At 72.8% G+C, this 15,085-nt stretch carries 14 protein-coding genes; 4 read left to right on the forward strand and 10 right to left on the reverse strand.

Annotated elements, in window-relative coordinates:
• The first annotated feature begins 101 nt into the window (after positions 1-101).
• Positions 102-947, forward strand: a complete 846-nt coding sequence (locus tag ACIBCA_RS01010) for an SDR family NAD(P)-dependent oxidoreductase (protein ID WP_396280629.1) — start codon at positions 102-104, stop codon at positions 945-947.
• 24 nt (positions 948-971) lie between these two features.
• Here ACIBCA_RS01010 and ACIBCA_RS01015 read toward each other — a convergent pair whose 3' ends face one another.
• The 5 genes from ACIBCA_RS01015 to ACIBCA_RS01035 form a co-directional block, all read right to left on the reverse strand.
• Positions 972-1,325, reverse strand: coding sequence for a VOC family protein (locus ACIBCA_RS01015; RefSeq protein WP_396280630.1), 354 nt, complete (start codon positions 1,323-1,325; stop codon positions 972-974).
• Positions 1,326-1,380: 55 nt separating this feature from the next.
• Positions 1,381-3,429 (reverse strand): NAD-dependent DNA ligase LigA, encoded by a 2,049-nt coding sequence (gene ligA, locus ACIBCA_RS01020; protein WP_396280631.1) that lies wholly within the window; start codon positions 3,427-3,429, stop codon positions 1,381-1,383.
• A gap of 101 nt (positions 3,430-3,530) precedes the next feature.
• Positions 3,531-4,403 carry a BTAD domain-containing putative transcriptional regulator gene (locus ACIBCA_RS01025; protein ID WP_396280632.1) on the reverse strand — a complete coding sequence of 291 codons (873 nt, stop codon included), beginning with the start codon at positions 4,401-4,403 and terminating at the stop codon, positions 3,531-3,533.
• Positions 4,404-4,597: 194 nt separating this feature from the next.
• The gene (locus ACIBCA_RS01030; protein ID WP_396280633.1) at positions 4,598-5,254 is read right to left on the reverse strand and encodes a ScbR family autoregulator-binding transcription factor; all 657 of its coding nucleotides are present in this window, start codon (positions 5,252-5,254) and stop codon (positions 4,598-4,600) included.
• 299 nt (positions 5,255-5,553) lie between these two features.
• Complete coding sequence (locus ACIBCA_RS01035) at positions 5,554-5,958, reverse strand: RidA family protein (RefSeq protein WP_396280634.1); 405 nt, start codon at positions 5,956-5,958, stop codon at positions 5,554-5,556.
• Positions 5,959-6,227: 269 nt separating this feature from the next.
• On the opposite strand from ACIBCA_RS01035, the gene ACIBCA_RS01040 reads away from it, so the two are divergent.
• The gene (locus ACIBCA_RS01040) at positions 6,228-6,896 is read left to right on the forward strand and encodes a C40 family peptidase (protein WP_396280635.1); all 669 of its coding nucleotides are present in this window, start codon (positions 6,228-6,230) and stop codon (positions 6,894-6,896) included.
• Positions 6,897-6,927: 31 nt separating this feature from the next.
• Here the strand turns inward: ACIBCA_RS01040 and ACIBCA_RS01045 are convergent, their stop codons facing one another.
• The 3 genes from ACIBCA_RS01045 to ACIBCA_RS01055 form a co-directional block, all read right to left on the reverse strand.
• Complete coding sequence (locus ACIBCA_RS01045) at positions 6,928-10,164, reverse strand: tetratricopeptide repeat protein (RefSeq protein WP_396280636.1); 3,237 nt, start codon at positions 10,162-10,164, stop codon at positions 6,928-6,930.
• A 146-nt stretch (positions 10,165-10,310) separates the two neighbouring features.
• The gene (locus ACIBCA_RS01050; RefSeq protein WP_396280637.1) at positions 10,311-10,784 is read right to left on the reverse strand and encodes a hypothetical protein; all 474 of its coding nucleotides are present in this window, start codon (positions 10,782-10,784) and stop codon (positions 10,311-10,313) included.
• A 135-nt stretch (positions 10,785-10,919) separates the two neighbouring features.
• Positions 10,920-11,396: a MarR family winged helix-turn-helix transcriptional regulator gene (locus ACIBCA_RS01055; RefSeq protein ID WP_396280638.1), complete on the reverse strand. Its 477-nt coding sequence runs from the start codon at positions 11,394-11,396 to the stop codon at positions 10,920-10,922.
• 93 nt (positions 11,397-11,489) lie between these two features.
• Between ACIBCA_RS01055 and ACIBCA_RS01060 the strand changes: the two genes are divergently transcribed.
• On the forward strand, positions 11,490-11,900 hold the full coding sequence (locus ACIBCA_RS01060; RefSeq protein ID WP_396280639.1) for a VOC family protein: 411 nt from the start codon (positions 11,490-11,492) through the stop codon (positions 11,898-11,900).
• On the opposite strand, the gene thrS is transcribed toward ACIBCA_RS01060, so the two are convergent.
• Both thrS and ACIBCA_RS01070 read right to left on the reverse strand, forming a co-directional pair.
• Positions 11,894-13,132, reverse strand: a complete 1,239-nt coding sequence (thrS, locus tag ACIBCA_RS01065; RefSeq protein WP_396280640.1) for a threonine--tRNA ligase — start codon at positions 13,130-13,132, stop codon at positions 11,894-11,896. The two genes, ACIBCA_RS01060 and thrS, sit on opposite strands and share 7 nt — an antisense overlap.
• A gap of 251 nt (positions 13,133-13,383) precedes the next feature.
• The gene (locus ACIBCA_RS01070; protein ID WP_396280641.1) at positions 13,384-14,124 is read right to left on the reverse strand and encodes a leucine-rich repeat domain-containing protein; all 741 of its coding nucleotides are present in this window, start codon (positions 14,122-14,124) and stop codon (positions 13,384-13,386) included.
• Between the two features lie 155 nt (positions 14,125-14,279).
• On the opposite strand from ACIBCA_RS01070, the gene ACIBCA_RS01075 reads away from it, so the two are divergent.
• Positions 14,280-15,059 carry an alpha/beta fold hydrolase gene (locus tag ACIBCA_RS01075; RefSeq protein WP_396280642.1) on the forward strand — a complete coding sequence of 260 codons (780 nt, stop codon included), beginning with the start codon at positions 14,280-14,282 and terminating at the stop codon, positions 15,057-15,059.
• Positions 15,060-15,085 lie beyond the last annotated feature (26 nt).

A 15,085-nucleotide genomic window follows, 5' to 3' on the forward strand; every position in this document is an offset into this window, starting at 1 on the left:
GGACAAACGGGGAGCTCCCCGGTTACCGTCGTAGCTAACCGGGGAGCTCTCCGGTTAGCTACGGCTCAGCTACGACGACTACGTCTGAGGGAGAACCCTTGATGACCAGCGAGAAGACCGTCCTGATCACCGGCACGTCCTCCGGTATCGGCCTGGCCGCCGCGGTCGGCGCCGCCCGCGCCGGCTGGACCGTCATCGCCACCATGCGGGACACCGGCAAGGCCGAGGCCCTGCTCAAGGCCGCCGACGAGGACGGCGTCGCCGATCGCGTCCAGGTCAAGCGCCTGGACGTGGTCGACCCCGAGAGCGTCGCCGCCTGCCTGGACGAGGTCATCGCCGAGCACGGCCACCTCGACGCACTGGTCAACAACGCCGGCGCCGCCGGGGTCGGAACCATCGAGCAGAGCAGCCTGGACGACGTCCGCGCCGTCATGGAGGTCAACTTCTTCGGCGTGGTGACCACCACGCGGGCCGCCCTCCCCCACCTGCGGGCCTCCGGAGGCCGGGTCATCACCGTGACCAGCGTCGGCGGCGTCGTCGGCCAGCCCTTCAACGAGGCGTACTGCGCGGCCAAGTTCGCCGTCGAAGGCTTCATGGAGTCCCTCGCCCCCGTCGCCGCCACCGTGGGCGTCTCCGTGACCGTGGTGGAGCCGGGCGCGGTGGCCAGCGAGTTCGTCGCCAACCTCGGTCTGGACATCCCCGCCCTGCTCAGCGAGGCCGGGCCCTATGCCCCCGCCCTCCAGGCGTACCTCTCCCGCACCCAGACCTCCTTCGCCAACGCCCAGACCCCGGCCGAGGCCGCCGCCCCGATCGTCACGGCCCTGACCGACGAGCGGCCGGCCTTCCGGGTCCAGACCTCCCAGTGGGCCCGGGAGTTCAGCGGAACCAAGCTCGCCGACCTCGACGGCTCCGCCGTCCAGGCCCTCACCCGCGCCTGGGTCCGCTGAACGACTACGCGTACGAGGAGGCCGTCAGGCCGACTGCCACAGCTCGATCCGGTTGCCCTCGGGATCGGTGACCCAGCCGAATCGACCGACGCCCTCCATCTCCTGGATCTCCTCGGCCACCTCGGCTCCCCTGGCTCGCAGCTGGGCCAGCATCGCGTCCAGGTCGCGGACCCGGAAGTTGAGCATGGTCTGCTGCGAGCCGGAGCCGAAGTACTCCGTCCCGGACTCGAACGTCGCGAACACCGTCGGCCCGTCCGCCTGACGCCACAAACCGTGCTCATCGGCGTCAAGCCCCAGACAGTCGCGGTACCAGGCGTTCAGACCCTCCGGGTCGGCCGCCCGCAGGAAGTACCCACCGATCCCCAGCACACGTTCCATACCGCCCATCCTGCCAGGACGGCGCTGCGCGGCACGGCGAACTGGGCCCTGCCCCTCAGGCCAGGTGGTCGGCGACCAGGGCGGCGAACTCCTCCGGGGGCATGATCGGCACGCCGAGCTCCTCGGCCTTGGCGCGCTTGGAGCCGGCCTTCTCGCCTGCGACGAGCAGGCTGGTCTTCTTGGAGACGGAGGAGGATGCCTTGCCGCCCGCGCGTTCGATGAGTTCGTTCATCGCGTTGCGGGAGAGTTCGGCGAGGGCGCCGGTCATGCTGCCGGTGACGACGACGCTCTGCCCGGCCAGCGGGCCCGCGTCGGTCGTGGTGGTCTCGCCCGCCTGGTCCTGGGCGGGTGTGGCTGCGGCTGCTGTCGGCTCGGTGACCTGGGTGCCGACGCCCTGGGCTGCGAGGCGGTCCAGCAGCGGGGCCACCTCGGCGAGTTCGGACAGGACCATGGCCGCCTTCTCGGTGCCGATGCCGTCGACGCCGGCGAGTGCCTCGGCGTCGGCGGCGCGGATGGCGGTCATGCTGCCGAAGTGGGCGGCGATCCGGCGGGACATGGTGCGGCCGGTGCCGCGGATGCCCAGGGCGCAGAAGACGCGGTTGAGCGGCCGGGTGCGGGCGGTCTCGATGGCGGCGAGGAGCTTGACGGCGCTGGTCTCGCCCATGCGGTCGAGGGTGAGCAGCTGCTCCCTGGTGAGGGTGAACAGGTCGGCGAGGTCGGCGACGAGGCCCGACTCGACCAGCTGGACGGCGCGGGTGCCGCCGAGGCCCTCGATGTCGAGCTGGTCGCGCCCGGCGGCGTAGATCACGGAGGCGACGGCCTGGCAGGCGCGGCCGCGCACGCAGCGCCAGCGCTGCTCGGAGGTGTCGATGGAGTCTCCGCAGCGGGGGCAGACCTCGGGGAAGACGATGGGCTGCTCGGCGCCGGTGCGCTCCTCGACCAGTGGCGCCTCCACGCGCGGGATCACGTCGCCCGCGCGGTAGACGAAGACCTGGTCGCCGATCATCAGGCCGCGCCGCTCGATGTCGGCGGGGTTGTGCAGCGTCGCGTAGGTGACGGTGACGCCGTCGATGACCACCGGTTCGAGGACGGCGCGGGGCGCGATGATGCCGGTGCGGCCGACGTTCCACTCCACGCCGAGCAGCCTGGTGACCTTGTGCTGGGCCTGGAGCTTGCGGGCCACGGCCCAGCGCGGTGCCCGGGAGCCGGAGCCGGCGGCCTCCTGGTCGGCGACCGCGTCCGCCTTGATGACGACGCCGTCGATACCGAAGGGCAGGGCGGCGCGCAGGGCGGCGATCTCGTCGATGCGCCGCTGCACCTCCTCGAGGGTGGCGCAGCGCAGGGGTGCGGCCTCGGTGGTGGCGGCGGTGTTGGCGCCGAGTTCGGCGATCCGGGCGAGCAGGGCGGCGTGGTCGAGGCCGGGCAGGCCGTGGGCGTCGTAGCCGAAGAAGGTGAGCTCGACGCGGTAGGCGCGGTCCTTGGCGCGCAGGGTGCCGGCGGCGCCGCTGCGCGGGTGGGCGAAGGGGGTGGCGCCGTGGGCGGTGCGGGCGGCGTTGGCCGCCTCGAACTGCTCGTGGGTGAGCAGCACCTCGCCGCGCAGTTCGACGTCGACCGGCTCGGTGAGCTGGGCGGGCAGGCCGAGCACCGCCTCGGCGGCGGCGGTGATGTCCTCGCCGGCCAGGCCGTCGCCGCGGGTGAGGACCTGGGTGAGGCGGCCGGCCCGGTAGCGGGCGGCGACGGCGAGGCCGTCCAGCTTCGGCTCGACGCACCAGGCGGCGACGGGCCGGCCGAGGCGGCGCTCCAGGCCGGCGGCCCAGGACTCCAGCTCCTCGGCGGAGAAGACGTTGTCGAGCGAGAGCATCGGGGTGCTGTGCGGCACGTCGCCGACGGCCGCGCCGCCGGCCACCTTGCCGGTGGGCGACTCGGGCAGCACCTCCTCGGGGTGCGCCTGCTCGTACGCCTCGATGGCCCTCACCAGGGCGTCGTACTCGTCGTCCCCGAGCGGCGTGGAGCCGTCGCCGTAGTAGGCCCCGGCCGCGCGTACGGCGGTGGAGACGGCGTCGGCGTACTGCTGCGGGGTGGCCAGGGAGGCGTCGTCGTTCATACGGACATCATCGCGAGTCGCACTGACATCCGGACTCGGGCTCCGCTCGACCTCGCCGCCGGGCGTGTCCCGGCCCCGGCCCTCGCAGGCCCCCGGTGCCGTCAGCCGACGCGGCTCAGCCTCGCCGCCCGGCTACCCGCCTCACCGGGGGCGGCGGGCTCGGCGGGTTCGGTGGGTTCGGTGGGCTCCCGCTCGGGGCCGGCGAGCAGGATGGCGCGCTGAAGGCGGCGCAGCCCGGGGCCCGGTTCCATGCCCAACTCCCGTACCAGGGTGGTGCGCAGGCGCTGGTACGCCTCCAGTGCCTCGCCGCGTCGGCCGGAGCGGTGCAGGGCGATCATGTACTGGCCGTGCAGGCCCTCGTGGGTGCGGTAGCGGTCGACGAGGACGGTGAGTTCGGCGATCAGGGCGCGGTGGCGGCCGAGCCTGAGGTCGGCCTCGATCCGCTGGTCCAGGACGTAGAGCCGGGACTCCTCCAACCGCTTGGCCTCGACGGCGAGTTGGCCGCCGGTCGGCACGTCGGCGAAGGCCGGGCCGCGCCACACGGCCAGGGCTTCGGCCAGCCGGCTCGCGGCGAGCGCGTGGTCCTCGGCGTCCATGGCGCAGTAGCCGAGTCCGGCGAGCCGCTCGAACTCCGCGACGTCCGCCGCTCCCCCGCCCCCGTTGAGCCGGTAGCCGCCGGGCGAGGTCGCCAGGACGTCCTTGGCGCTCGCCCGCTCCGCCGCTCCATCCGCCGCGCCCGACGCGAGTGCCCGGTCGATCAGTTCGCGCAGTTGCAGGACGTACGTCTGCACGGTGGTGCGGGCGCTGCGCGGCGGACGGCCGGACCACAGCTCCTCCGCCAGCAGGCAGGCCGGGACCACCTCGCCCACCCGCAGCGCCAGCAGTGCCAGCACCTGCCGGGGCTTCGGCGCCGACGGCACCACCGAGATCCCGCCCACCCGGACGTCCAGCTCCCCGAGCACCCGAATTTCCACGTTGACCATCCCCCACATCACACGGAACACCGCAGGCGCGTACGCTGCGGCCGGCACCCGGGTCGACACCCCTGGGGCAACTGCGACCAGTCAAAAACAGGTCATGTGGTTTGTCAACAGAAAACCGAACGTACTGTTTGTTTATGAGGGAGGGTCAGGCGCAGTCCGGCGCGGACAGCAGCAGTCAGCTGCGGTCAGCTGCCCAGGCTCGTCTCGCGGGAAGCCTCCACCTCGGCCACCACCTGGGCGCCGCGCTCCGGCCCCATCCGCAGGGCGGCCAGCACGCCCGGCACCGCGATGCTGGGCATCAGGTGCTGGTAGAGCCCCGACACCCGTTCCTCCAGGTCCGCCCGGGCGGACAGCTTCTGCGACTGGATCTGCACACCCGTCCAGGCCGCGACCAGCAGCCAGGCCGTGTCCGCCGCGACGACGTGCGGCAGCAGTTCCCCGCGCTCGCCGGCCGCGACCAGCAGGTCCTCCATCCGCCCGATCCAGCCGGGGATCGCGCCGCCGAGGTCGTCCAGCACGTCCTGACCGAGCGAGAGACGGGCCCCCGCACTGAGCAGCGGGTCGCGCGGCATCAGATGGGCCACCACCATACCGGTGTCCACGAACTCCTGTAGCTTGCAGGTTCGTTCGGGGACGCCGTCCTGGGTGAACTGCTCCTCCACCACGCCCTGGGCGAGATCCCGCTTGGAGGCGAAGTGGAAGTACACCGCGCCCCGCGTCACCCCGGCCCGGGCGACCACCTCGCCGATGGTGGCGCCCTCGTACCCGTGCTCGTCGAAGACCGACGCCGCGGCCTCCAGGATCAGCCGACGCGTACGAACCGCCCGCTCCTGCCGCACCACCGCAACCACCCCGCCCTGAGCCGTCCCTCAAACAAAACCAAACCAAACACCCCGTATCTTAGCGACGGGTCACCCGAAGGCGACACGATCAACCCTCACGATCGCCACATCCGTATCTCTGCCCCCACCCGCCCCTTTCTCAGAGGGTTCTCAGGAACCTCACAGTCGCCCACCTGTGAGGAAATCGAGGGGCGCGCACCGTTCGGCGACGTGCGCGCCCCTTCATCGACCACCTGGAGCCAGCCCTAAAACCGAACGATCGGTTTTATTTCTCGGATTCAGGCAGCCCCACCTGCTTCTCAGCCCAGCACCGCCATGGCCTCCACCTCCACCAACTGGTCGTGGTAACCGAGTACGGCCACCCCGAGCAGGGTGCTCGGCGCGTCGTGCTCGCCCATGTACGCGCGATACACGTTCCACACCTTCACCAGGTCGGCCTGGTTCGAGGAGGCCACGTACACGGTGGTCCTGGCGATGTCGGTGAGCCCCGCACCGGCACCCTCCAGCGCGGTTATCAGATTGCGCATCACCTGGTGGGCCTGGGCCTCGAAATCCCCGACCCCCACCGTCTTCCCCTCCTCGTCCAGCGGACAGGCACCGGCCATCCAGAGCGAGCGGACCGGAGCCTCGACCAGCGCCGCATAGGCGTAGTCGACGGCAGGGGTCAGCCGGGAATTGCGGATCAGCTTCACGTGCGAGCTCATGGGACCTCCAACACTCGAGGGACAGAAAGACAGAAGGGCAGAAGGACAGCGGGACGACAGGACCGAACGTTCGCGCCCATGGTTGGCCTGACCGGGCCGACGGTCAATCGGTTTTCGCACGAACTCCCGTTCCCCGTAGGGCCCGTGCGTTCGCGATTCACCTGCACGGGTGATGGCGGCCGGACCCGCCGACCCGGAATCCTGGTCCCTTCCGCACCGCACCGCACCACACTTCGGGGAGTCGAGCGATGGAGCCCATGGAGTCACCGATGGAATCCCCGCAGTCCGACGACAACCGGACCTCAGGAGTCGGCCGCCGCCGCATGCTGGGCCTCGCCCTCGGCGCCGGACTCGCCCCGGCCCTCGCCCCGGCCCTCGCCGCCACCGCCCCTGCCCAAGCCGAACCGGCCCAACCCGCCCGACCGGCCGGCGCCCGCACCGAGGACACCACGCCCGCCGCCGCCCTCGGCCGCCGCGTCGCCGCCGTGGCCGCCTCCCAGCTCGGCGTCCCGTACGCCTGGGGCGGCGGCGACCGCCTGGGCGCGGGCCTCGGCTTCTGCGACGAGGAGAACGGCTACCTCAACGGCGTCTGCATGGGCCAGAGCACCGTCGGCTTCGACTGCAGCGGCCTCTCCCTCTACTGCTGGTACCGCGCCAGCCACGGCACCGTCGAGCTGGGCCACTACACCGTCGCCCAGTTCCACCGCAGCGCCCCGGTGGAGCGGACCGACCTCGCCCCGGGCGACCTGCTGTTCTTCTCCCGCCCGGACGCCCCGCTGCACCACGTCGGCATCTACGCGGGCGAGGGCGCGATGATCCACGCCGAGCGCACCGGCACCCTGATCGCCCGCGTCGAGCACGTCCTCGACGTACCCCGCTGGGCCGGCGAGTTCGCCGGAGCACGACGCCCCGCGCCGCCCGCCTCGACAATCCCGTAGCCCTCCCTCCGGCCGGGAGTCGCCGGTTCGTTCAGCACCCGGCTGCCGGCGGCGCCGCACGGCCGGAGCGTTCGGCCTTCGCGTACCGGCTGATCAGCTTGTCGTACGTGGTGGACGGGACTGCCGAGCCGCTCGGGGACAGCGCGTCCCGGAAGGCCCGCGTGGCCCCGGTGAGGTAGTGGGAGGGGCCCAGGACGCGCGTGCAGTCGTCGAGGAGCGCGCCGAAGGCGACGCGGCAGTCGGCCGGGGCACGGTCACGCCGGGCCATCGCCTCGGCCAGGCAGCCGCGGACCGCCAGGGACAGGAGGTGGTCGGGGCCCACGATCCGCAAGGAGACCGGAAGCAGGTCCTCGTACGCGGCGACCGCCCCGACGAAGTCTCCGCTGACCGCGAGCAGCGCGGCGTAGGTGACACGGACGGGCAGGGCCTCGAGGTGGTCGGGCGGCATGAGCCGCCGGTAGTCGTGGAGCAGTTCGCGGTAGTCCTCGACTGCCCCTGCCGGGTCGCCTGCCTCCGACCGGCAGGTCAGCAGGCGGCCGCGCAGGTCGAGCGTTCGCGGATGGTCGGGGCCCAGGATGCGCGTGCAGTCCGTGGTCAGCTCCTGGTAGACGGGGAGCATCTCGTCCGCCTCGGCGTCCGTGGCACGGAGGTCGGCGAGGGCGATACGTGTCGCGAGGGTGTCCGGGTGGTCGGCGCCCAGCACCTGGCGGTGCACGACGATCAGCTCCTCGTAGGCCGCGACGGCCGCTTCGGCATCCCCCGCCGCGTGCAGCTTCCTGGCAAGCAGCGCTCGGGCGCTCAGGGTCTCCGGATGGTGCGGTCCCAGGATCCGGGCCATGTCCGCGAGCAGGACGCGAAGCTCGGTGACCGCTTCGGCATGGTTGCCCGCCTCTCCTCGCCAGTCGGCCAGCTTGACGCGGGTCACCAGGGTCTCGGGGTGGTCGGGGCCCAGGGCCCGCCCGTAGTCGGCGGCCAGGAGGGCGAACTCCTCGGCTGCCCGCCCGGGGTCGCCGATCGCGCCCTCGATGCCCAGGGCGAAACGCCGGAGCATCAGCACCTGGGGGTCGTCGGGGCCCAGTAGCGCGCACAGGGCGGCGGTCTCCTCCCTCACGACCCGGAGGGCGGTGACCGGATCGCTCTCCAGCAAGGCGTGCTGCCACCCGAGGCTCACGGCGCGGCCTTGGACGACGAGTGGGTGGTCGGGCCCGAGGAGCTCCTCGAACACACGGGTGGACTCGTTGATGCCGGCCGGTGCCGCCGTGGCGTCGCCCGCCTGATCGCGCAGCAGTCCCAGGGTGTAACGGGCGGCGGAGAGGTCGGCGTGGTAGGGCCCCAGAACCGGCACGGCCTCGTCGATCATGTCCTCCAGATCGGCGGCGGCTCCGGCCGGGTCTCCGGCGGCGGCCCGCCATTTGGCGAGCTCGTGCCGCACCACCAGGGTGCGGAGGTCGTTGCGGCCGAACGCCGCCAGATGGTCGCTCAGCAGCTCTCCGAGCCGCTCGCGGGCCCCGGCAGGGTCGCCCGCCCGACCCAGCAGGCGGGCGAGCTCCATGCGTACGTCCATGGTGATGTCGTCGAGGGGCCCGAGGTGGGTCCTGCAGTCGCCGAGCAGTTCCTCGTACACGGCGGCGGCACGCGGCTCGTCTCCCCTGTTGACGTGCAAGGAGGCGATCTTGGAGCGGACCGCGAGGGTGTGCCGGTGGTACGGGCCCTGGACGCGCCGGTGGTCGGCGAGCAGGTGTTCGTAGTCGGCCAGCGCACCGGCCAGATCGCCCCGGTGGTCGCGGGCGGCGGCAAGGGCACCACGGGCGTCGAAGGTGGCGAAGTGGTCCGGCCCGACCAGGCGGGCGCAGTCCGCGGCCAGTTCCTCGTACGCCGATACGGCCTCTGCGGGACGGGTGAGCCACAGGAAGCGGAGGGAGTTGCTGCGGCAGACGAGGGTGCGGACGTAGCCGGCGCCGTACTTCTGCGCGGAGATGGCCGCGAGTTGCCGGTAGTGGTCCGTCGTCGCCTGGAACAGCTGCGCGCGGGCGAGGCTCTGGCCGGTCCGGAGCAGGACGTAGTGCACATCGCGGTCCGACCACAGCAGGTGCTCGTCATGGGAGCGCAGCGCTTCGGTGTTGGCTCGGAACCGCTGGCCGGTGACGAAGTCGGGTTCCGTCTCCGGCCATGCGTCGAGCAGGGCGTCGGCCGCCGCCCGGAGCGTCCGGGCCACCAGGTCCCGCGGAAGCTGCTCGCGCACGCTTCGCTGCACCAGACCGTGGACCTGAACGGGCTGCCCCGGCACGTACGTGACCAGACTGAGCCGGTGCAGGGCGTGCAGCGCGCCCTCGGCGTCCTCGGCCGTCGCGGGGGCCGGTTGCCCGGTGTTGGCAGTGAGATGGGTGAGAGCGGGCCGGCTGGTCAGGACGTCGGTGGGGATGCCGTTGGGGTCCAGCATCGCCGCGAGTCGGAGCATGGGCCGGGCCAGGCCGGCCGGGCGCAACCGGTCGGCGTGTTCGATGGACAGGGACCAGGTGGCCGCCACGGTGGCGCTCTGGTCGTCGGGCAGGGAGCCGGGTTCGGGGAGCACGTCGGCCAGGTTCCTGAGCCGGTCGGCCAGCAGACGGCGGTAGCGGGCGCAGGTGACGGCGGTGTCGACGATGTAGGCGGCGGCCTGGGCGAGGCCCAGGGGCAGGTGTCCGAGGTCGTCGGCCAGGGCGTCGATCTGCTGTTCCGGCTCCGTGCGGCCGTGGGCGGTGAGCACGGCGGTGAGGTAGGCGCGTGCCTCCCCGGGCGTGAAGAGTCCGACGGGGAGGAGGCGGCGGCCCTGCCCGCTGAGGGCGGCGTCGCGACGGCGGGTGGTGACCAGGGTGCGGCCGTGCCCGCCGGGCGGCCACAGGCCGCGCAGGTCGGCCGGGTCGGCGAGGTCGTCGAGGACCACCAGCCACCGGCACGGCTCCTGCCCGTGCTTGGGCTCCAGCCAGGCCAGGAACGCGCGGGCGGCCTGCTCCGGGTCGCTCGGGTCGGCGGCGAGGACCTCGATGCCGGCCTGGGCGTATCCGGCGGTGATCGCCTGGCGACTGCTCGCGCTGATCCACACCAGCACGTCCACGCTGCCGGTTTCCCAGGCGGTGCGGGCGTAGTCGGCGGCCAGCTGGGTCTTGCCCACGCCGCCGGTCCCGGCCAGCACCTGGCTGAGGACCGTCGTGCCCCCGAAGTCGACCACCGCACGGAGCTGGTGGGCCTCGGCCCGGTCCTGGAAGGACAGGGCGCGGGGCGGGATCACGCCGATCTGGTGCGGCCAGGTGGCCGGTGTGCGGGGCGCGGCGTGGTGGTGGACCTGGCCGACGTAGCCGAAGGCGACGCCGCCCCGGTCGCCGTAGACGCTGGTGATGCCGTGCAGTGATGCGGTCGTGCTGTCTCCGGGCCCGCTCAGTGGCGCTGCGGACCCGGCCGGGAAGGGTTTCCCAGCGTCACATCCCCCTGGACCATTGCGGCCGCGAACGACCCGTGGTCGGCCTCGACATGCAGGTTCCCACCGACGGCCAGCCCGCCGTCCGCCGCCGACACCCCGCCGGACGCCCGGGAGTCGTGGTCGAGGGTCCGCACCTGCTCCACCGCACGGCGCAGCGCCTCGCCGAAGGCGGGATCCTCCTCGACGGCGTCCTCCAGTGCGAGCCGTACCCGCTGCCGGGTGCGGTCACCGATCTCGTCCCGCTCCGCCTCCTCGGAGAGTCGGCGCAGCGCCGGGTCCGCGCCGAGCCTGCGGCTGACCAAGCCGTGGAGTTCGTCCATCGCGGCGTCGAGGGTCCGGTCGACTTCCTCGTCGGCCCGCCCGGCCACCCGCTTCGCCTGACGGACCTTCCAGGCCGACACATACCCGACCGCGATCTCCGCACCAGTCATCCGCGCCCCCGCACCTCGCTCCTGACCAGACATCAGACCGTACTCCTGCCCGGGAGGGAAGGGCGATCAGCTCTGAAAGCCTCGCCGGGACACACTGATGAGCCGTCACGCTCGCAGCCGGGGGGCAGGCGGGGCCTACACCGCCCCGCGCCGCTCCCCCAGCCCCGCGTGCACCCGCAGCAGCAGCGACTGCAGGACCTCCCGCTCCCCCGCGTCCAGCGGCGCCAGCACCTCGTCCTGCACCTCCCGCGCCTGCTGATCCAGCTCCGCGAGCAGCGCCCGCCCCGCTGCGGTGACGGACACCGACACCCGCCGCCGGTCCGCCGCGTCGCGCGCCCGTTCGACGTACCCGGCGGCGGCGAGCTGGTCCGCTACCTTCGCGAGGTCGCTCGGGTCGATCCCGAGCCGCCCGACCAGGTCCCGCTGCGCCTGCGGCCCGAAGTCGGCCAGCGCGGCCAGCACGGCCATGTCCCAGAGCCGCAGGCCGCGTTGGGCCAGCCGCTCGGTGAGCCTGGTGCGCGAAGCCTTGCCGACCTTCGAGAGCAGGTACGTGCTGAGGTCCAGCAGCGTGGGCGGCAGGTCCTGGTGAGGGGGCGGGGCGTCGGAAACCATGGCGACAGTCTAGGGTTCATCCCTATAGTGGGTGCTGACCCACTAATTCGCCCCGGCGGCCGCACCCGCACCGCCCGACCCAGGAGTTCGCCCGTGGACGCCCCCTACCCCCGCCTGCTCGTCACCCGCTTCGCCGAGTGCTTCACCTTCTACCGCGCCGTCCTCCCCGCCCTCACCGGCGCCGAGCTCGCCAAGGGCGCCCCCGAAGGCCCGTACGCCAACTGGGACGTCGCCGACCGGGCCGTCCTCGCGCTGTACGACCGCGCCGCCATGGCCGCCGACCTCGGCACCGCCCACCTGCCCGCGCGCCCGGCCGCCGACGCGCAGGACGCCGCCATGCTCGTCCTGCGCGTCGGCGACGTGGACGCCGCGCTCGACCTGTGCCTGCGCAGCGGTGCCTCCCTCGTCGCCCCGGCGACCGACCGCCCGCAGTGGGGCCCCGGCCTGCGCAGCGCCCATCTGCGGGACCCGGAGGGCCAGTTGATCGAGCTCCAGTCCTACTGACCGGCGCCGTCCCCCTCCCACAGCTGCGGCGCGCACCCCTCCACCAGCGCGCCGATCCGCGCCAGGGCCTCCTCGGCGGGCATCGGGTCGAGCCGCCGGCCGTCCCTCAGCCGCAGGGCGACCCGGCCGTCCACGGCCTCCTTCGCCCCGATGACCGCCTGGTACGGCACCAGCCTGGCCTCCCGGATCCGCGCACCCAGGCTCCCGTACTCGGGCCCGGCAATCTCGGCCCGCAGCCCGAGCTCCAGGCATCGGCGCCGCAGCCGCTCGGCCTGCTCCACCTCCGCCTCGGAGATCGGCACCAGAACCACCTGGACGGGCGCCAGCCAGGCCGGGAACGCCCCGCCGTACAGCTCGATCAGGTGGGCGACGACCCGCTCCACGCTGCCGATCACGCTGCGGTGCACCATCACCGGCCGGTGCTTGAGCCCGTCCGGGCCGATGTAGTGCAGGCCGAACCGCTCCGGCTGGTGAAAGTCGATCTGGACGGTGGAGAGGGTGAACTCCCGCCCGGCGCCGTCGGCGATCTGCACGTCGATCTTGGGCCCGTAGAACGCCGCCTCGCCCTCCGCCGCCTCGAACGGCACCCCGGAGCGCTCCAGCACCTCGGTCAGCAGCGCGACCGCCCGCTCCCACAGTGCCGGATCGGCCACGTACTTGCCGCCCTCGCCAGGCAGCGAGAGCCGGTAGCGCACGGGTACCACGCCCAGCGCGCGGTGCGCCTCACGGATCAGCTCCAGTGCGGCCACGGCCTCGTCGGCCGCCTGCTCCGGGGTACAGAACACGTGCGCGTCGTTCAGCTGGATCGCCCGGACCCTGGTCAGCCCGCCCAGCACACCGGACAGTTCGGAGCGGTACATGCCGCCCAACTCCGCCATGCGCAGCGGCAGTTCGCGGTAGCTGTGCGAGCGGGAGCGGTAGATGAGGGCGTGGTGCGGGCACAGGCTCGGCCGCAGCACCATCTCCTCCGCGCCGAGCCGCATGGGCGGGAACATGTCCTCGCGGTAATGCTCCCAGTGGCCGGAGATCTCGTAGAGGTCGCGCTTGCCGAGCACCGGGGAGTAGACGTGCCGGTAGCCGGCCAGGCGTTCGCGCTCGCGGATGAACTCCTCCAGCGCGTGCCGGATCGCGGCGCCGTCGGGCAGCCAGTACGGCAGGCCCGAGCCCATCAGGGGGTCGGTGTCGAACAGGTCCAACTCGCGGCCGAGCTTGCGGTGGTCGTGGTGGTTCATGAGGGTGGTCTCCGCTCGGGTGTGCCGCAGGGCGAGTGCGGGAGCGGGAACGACGAAGCCCCGGGGCACTCGGCCCCGGGGCTTCGGACTAGGTCAGCAGTCAGCGCACCGGGACTCTCTCCGGCGTCGTCGTGACGAGTGCAGCGCGCTTCATGCCTTCCACGCTAGCAGGCCGCGCGCCCGCTTGGCGATCTTTTTCCGCAGGCCGGTTCGGGGGTCGGCGCAGTTCGGGGGTCAGTGCAGTTCGGGGGTCAGTGCAGGACGACGCACCCGCGCGCCGCCAGCGCGTCGAGCAGCGCGACCGGCAGCCTGACGTCGTTCCACCGCAGGTCCAGCTTCTCCAGCGCCGGCAGCGCGCCGGGCTCCGCGAGCCAGTCCGGCAGCGCGGTGATCCGGTTGGACCGAAGGTCGATGCGGCGCAGCAGCGGCAACCGGGCGAGCACGGAGGGGAGTTCGGCCAGGGCGTTGTCCCGCAGCTCCAGCTCCCGCAGTTCGGTCAGCTCCGCCACGGACTCCGGCAGGGCGGTCAACGCGTTCCCGCGCAGCCACAGTTCGCGCAGGTTGCACAGGTGGCCGATCGATTCGGGCAGGGCGGTCAGCTTTCCGTTCTGTGCGCGCAGTTCGAGCAGGGCCGCCATCTCACCGATGGCGTCGGGGAGTTCGGCGAGCGGGTTGTCGCCGACGTTGAGGTAGCGCAGAGAGGTGAGCCGTCCGAGGCTCTCCGGCAGCGAGGTCAGCGCGTTGTCGTGCAGGTAGAGGAAGTCGCGCAGCCCGGTGAGATCGCCCAGTTCCCCGGGGAGGCGGGTGAGCAGGTTGTGCCCGAGGTCGAGCGTCCTCAGGTTGCGCAACTTGCCGATTCCGGGCGGCAGTTCCTCGATCCCGGTGTCGGCGAGGATGAGGACGGTCAGGTCCGTACGGTCCCACACCCCGGCGGGCACAGCCTCGAGCGGCTGCCGCCACAGGTTGAGCACCACGTCCGTGCCGTCGTTCATCCTCGTCCCCACCTCGGCCTCCCACCACCGGCCGGTGGCTGCGCCCACTGTACGGAACGATCGTTCGGGTGAGGTCCGGTGTGTCGCGTTTGGCGCCCCGCCCGGCGAGGCAGAACCACCGCCGTGCCCGACAACCCGACCGAGGAGAGCCGCCCTTGACCGCCGTCCCGCTCCCGCACACCCTCATCGGCCACGGCCCGCACCACGTGATCGCCGTGCACGGCTGGTTCGCCGACCGCGGCGCCTACGAGCGCATGCTGCCCGACCTCGACCTCGACGCCTTCACCTACGCCTTCGTCGACCTGCGCGGCTACGGCGAGGCCCGCGACCTGCCCGGCCGGCACACCACCGCCGAGGGCGGCGCGGACCTGCTGGCGACGGCGGACGCCCTCGGCTGGGACCGCTTCTCCCTCATCGGGCACTCGATGGGCGGCTGCGTCGTGCAGCGCGTCCTCACCCTCGCGCCCGAGCGCGTACGGCGGCTGGTCGGCATCGCGCCGGTGCCCGCCTCCGGCGTCCCGATGCCGCCCGAGCAGTGGGAGTTGTTCGCGGGCGCCGCCGACCTGCCGGAGAACCGGGCGACCGTCATCGACATCACCACCAGCGGTGTGCGGCCGCGCGCGTGGGTGGCGCGGATGCTCGCCCAGTCGCTGGGGCGCAGCGACGTCAAGGCGTTCCGCGCGTGGCTGGACTCCTGGGCGCTGGAGGACTTCCACGAGGAGATCGCCGGACTGCCGCTGCCGGTACGGGTGTTCGTCTGCGAGCTGGACCAGGCGCTGACGGGCGAGTTCCTCCGCGGGACGTGGCTGCGCCACTACCCGAACGCCACCGCCGTCGACCTGCCCGCCACCGGGCACTACCCGATGGAGGAGACACCGCTGCAACTCATCAGCGCCATCGAGGAGTTCCTCGGCGAGGACGACGGGGAGGGCTGAGCCGGAGGCCGCCGCGCCCGACCGGG

The organism is Kitasatospora sp. NPDC051170 (genome assembly GCF_044455705.1).
Lineage (GTDB): Bacteria > Actinomycetota > Actinomycetes > Streptomycetales > Streptomycetaceae > Kitasatospora.

Coding starts and splice junctions, on each gene's coding strand:
- ACIBCA_RS01010 (WP_396280629.1), top strand. CDS start 102: ATGACCAGCGAGAAGACCGTCCTGATCACCGGCACGTCCTCCGGTATC.
- ACIBCA_RS01015 (WP_396280630.1), bottom strand. CDS start 1,325: ATGGAACGTGTGCTGGGGATCGGTGGGTACTTCCTGCGGGCGGCCGAC.
- ligA (WP_396280631.1), bottom strand. CDS start 3,429: ATGAACGACGACGCCTCCCTGGCCACCCCGCAGCAGTACGCCGACGCC.
- ACIBCA_RS01035 (WP_396280634.1), bottom strand. CDS start 5,958: ATGAGCTCGCACGTGAAGCTGATCCGCAATTCCCGGCTGACCCCTGCC.
- ACIBCA_RS01040 (WP_396280635.1), top strand. CDS start 6,228: ATGGAATCCCCGCAGTCCGACGACAACCGGACCTCAGGAGTCGGCCGC.
- ACIBCA_RS01050 (WP_396280637.1), bottom strand. CDS start 10,784: ATGACTGGTGCGGAGATCGCGGTCGGGTATGTGTCGGCCTGGAAGGTC.
- ACIBCA_RS01055 (WP_396280638.1), bottom strand. CDS start 11,396: ATGGTTTCCGACGCCCCGCCCCCTCACCAGGACCTGCCGCCCACGCTG.
- thrS (WP_396280640.1), bottom strand. CDS start 13,132: ATGAACCACCACGACCACCGCAAGCTCGGCCGCGAGTTGGACCTGTTC.
- ACIBCA_RS01070 (WP_396280641.1), bottom strand. CDS start 14,124: ATGAACGACGGCACGGACGTGGTGCTCAACCTGTGGCGGCAGCCGCTC.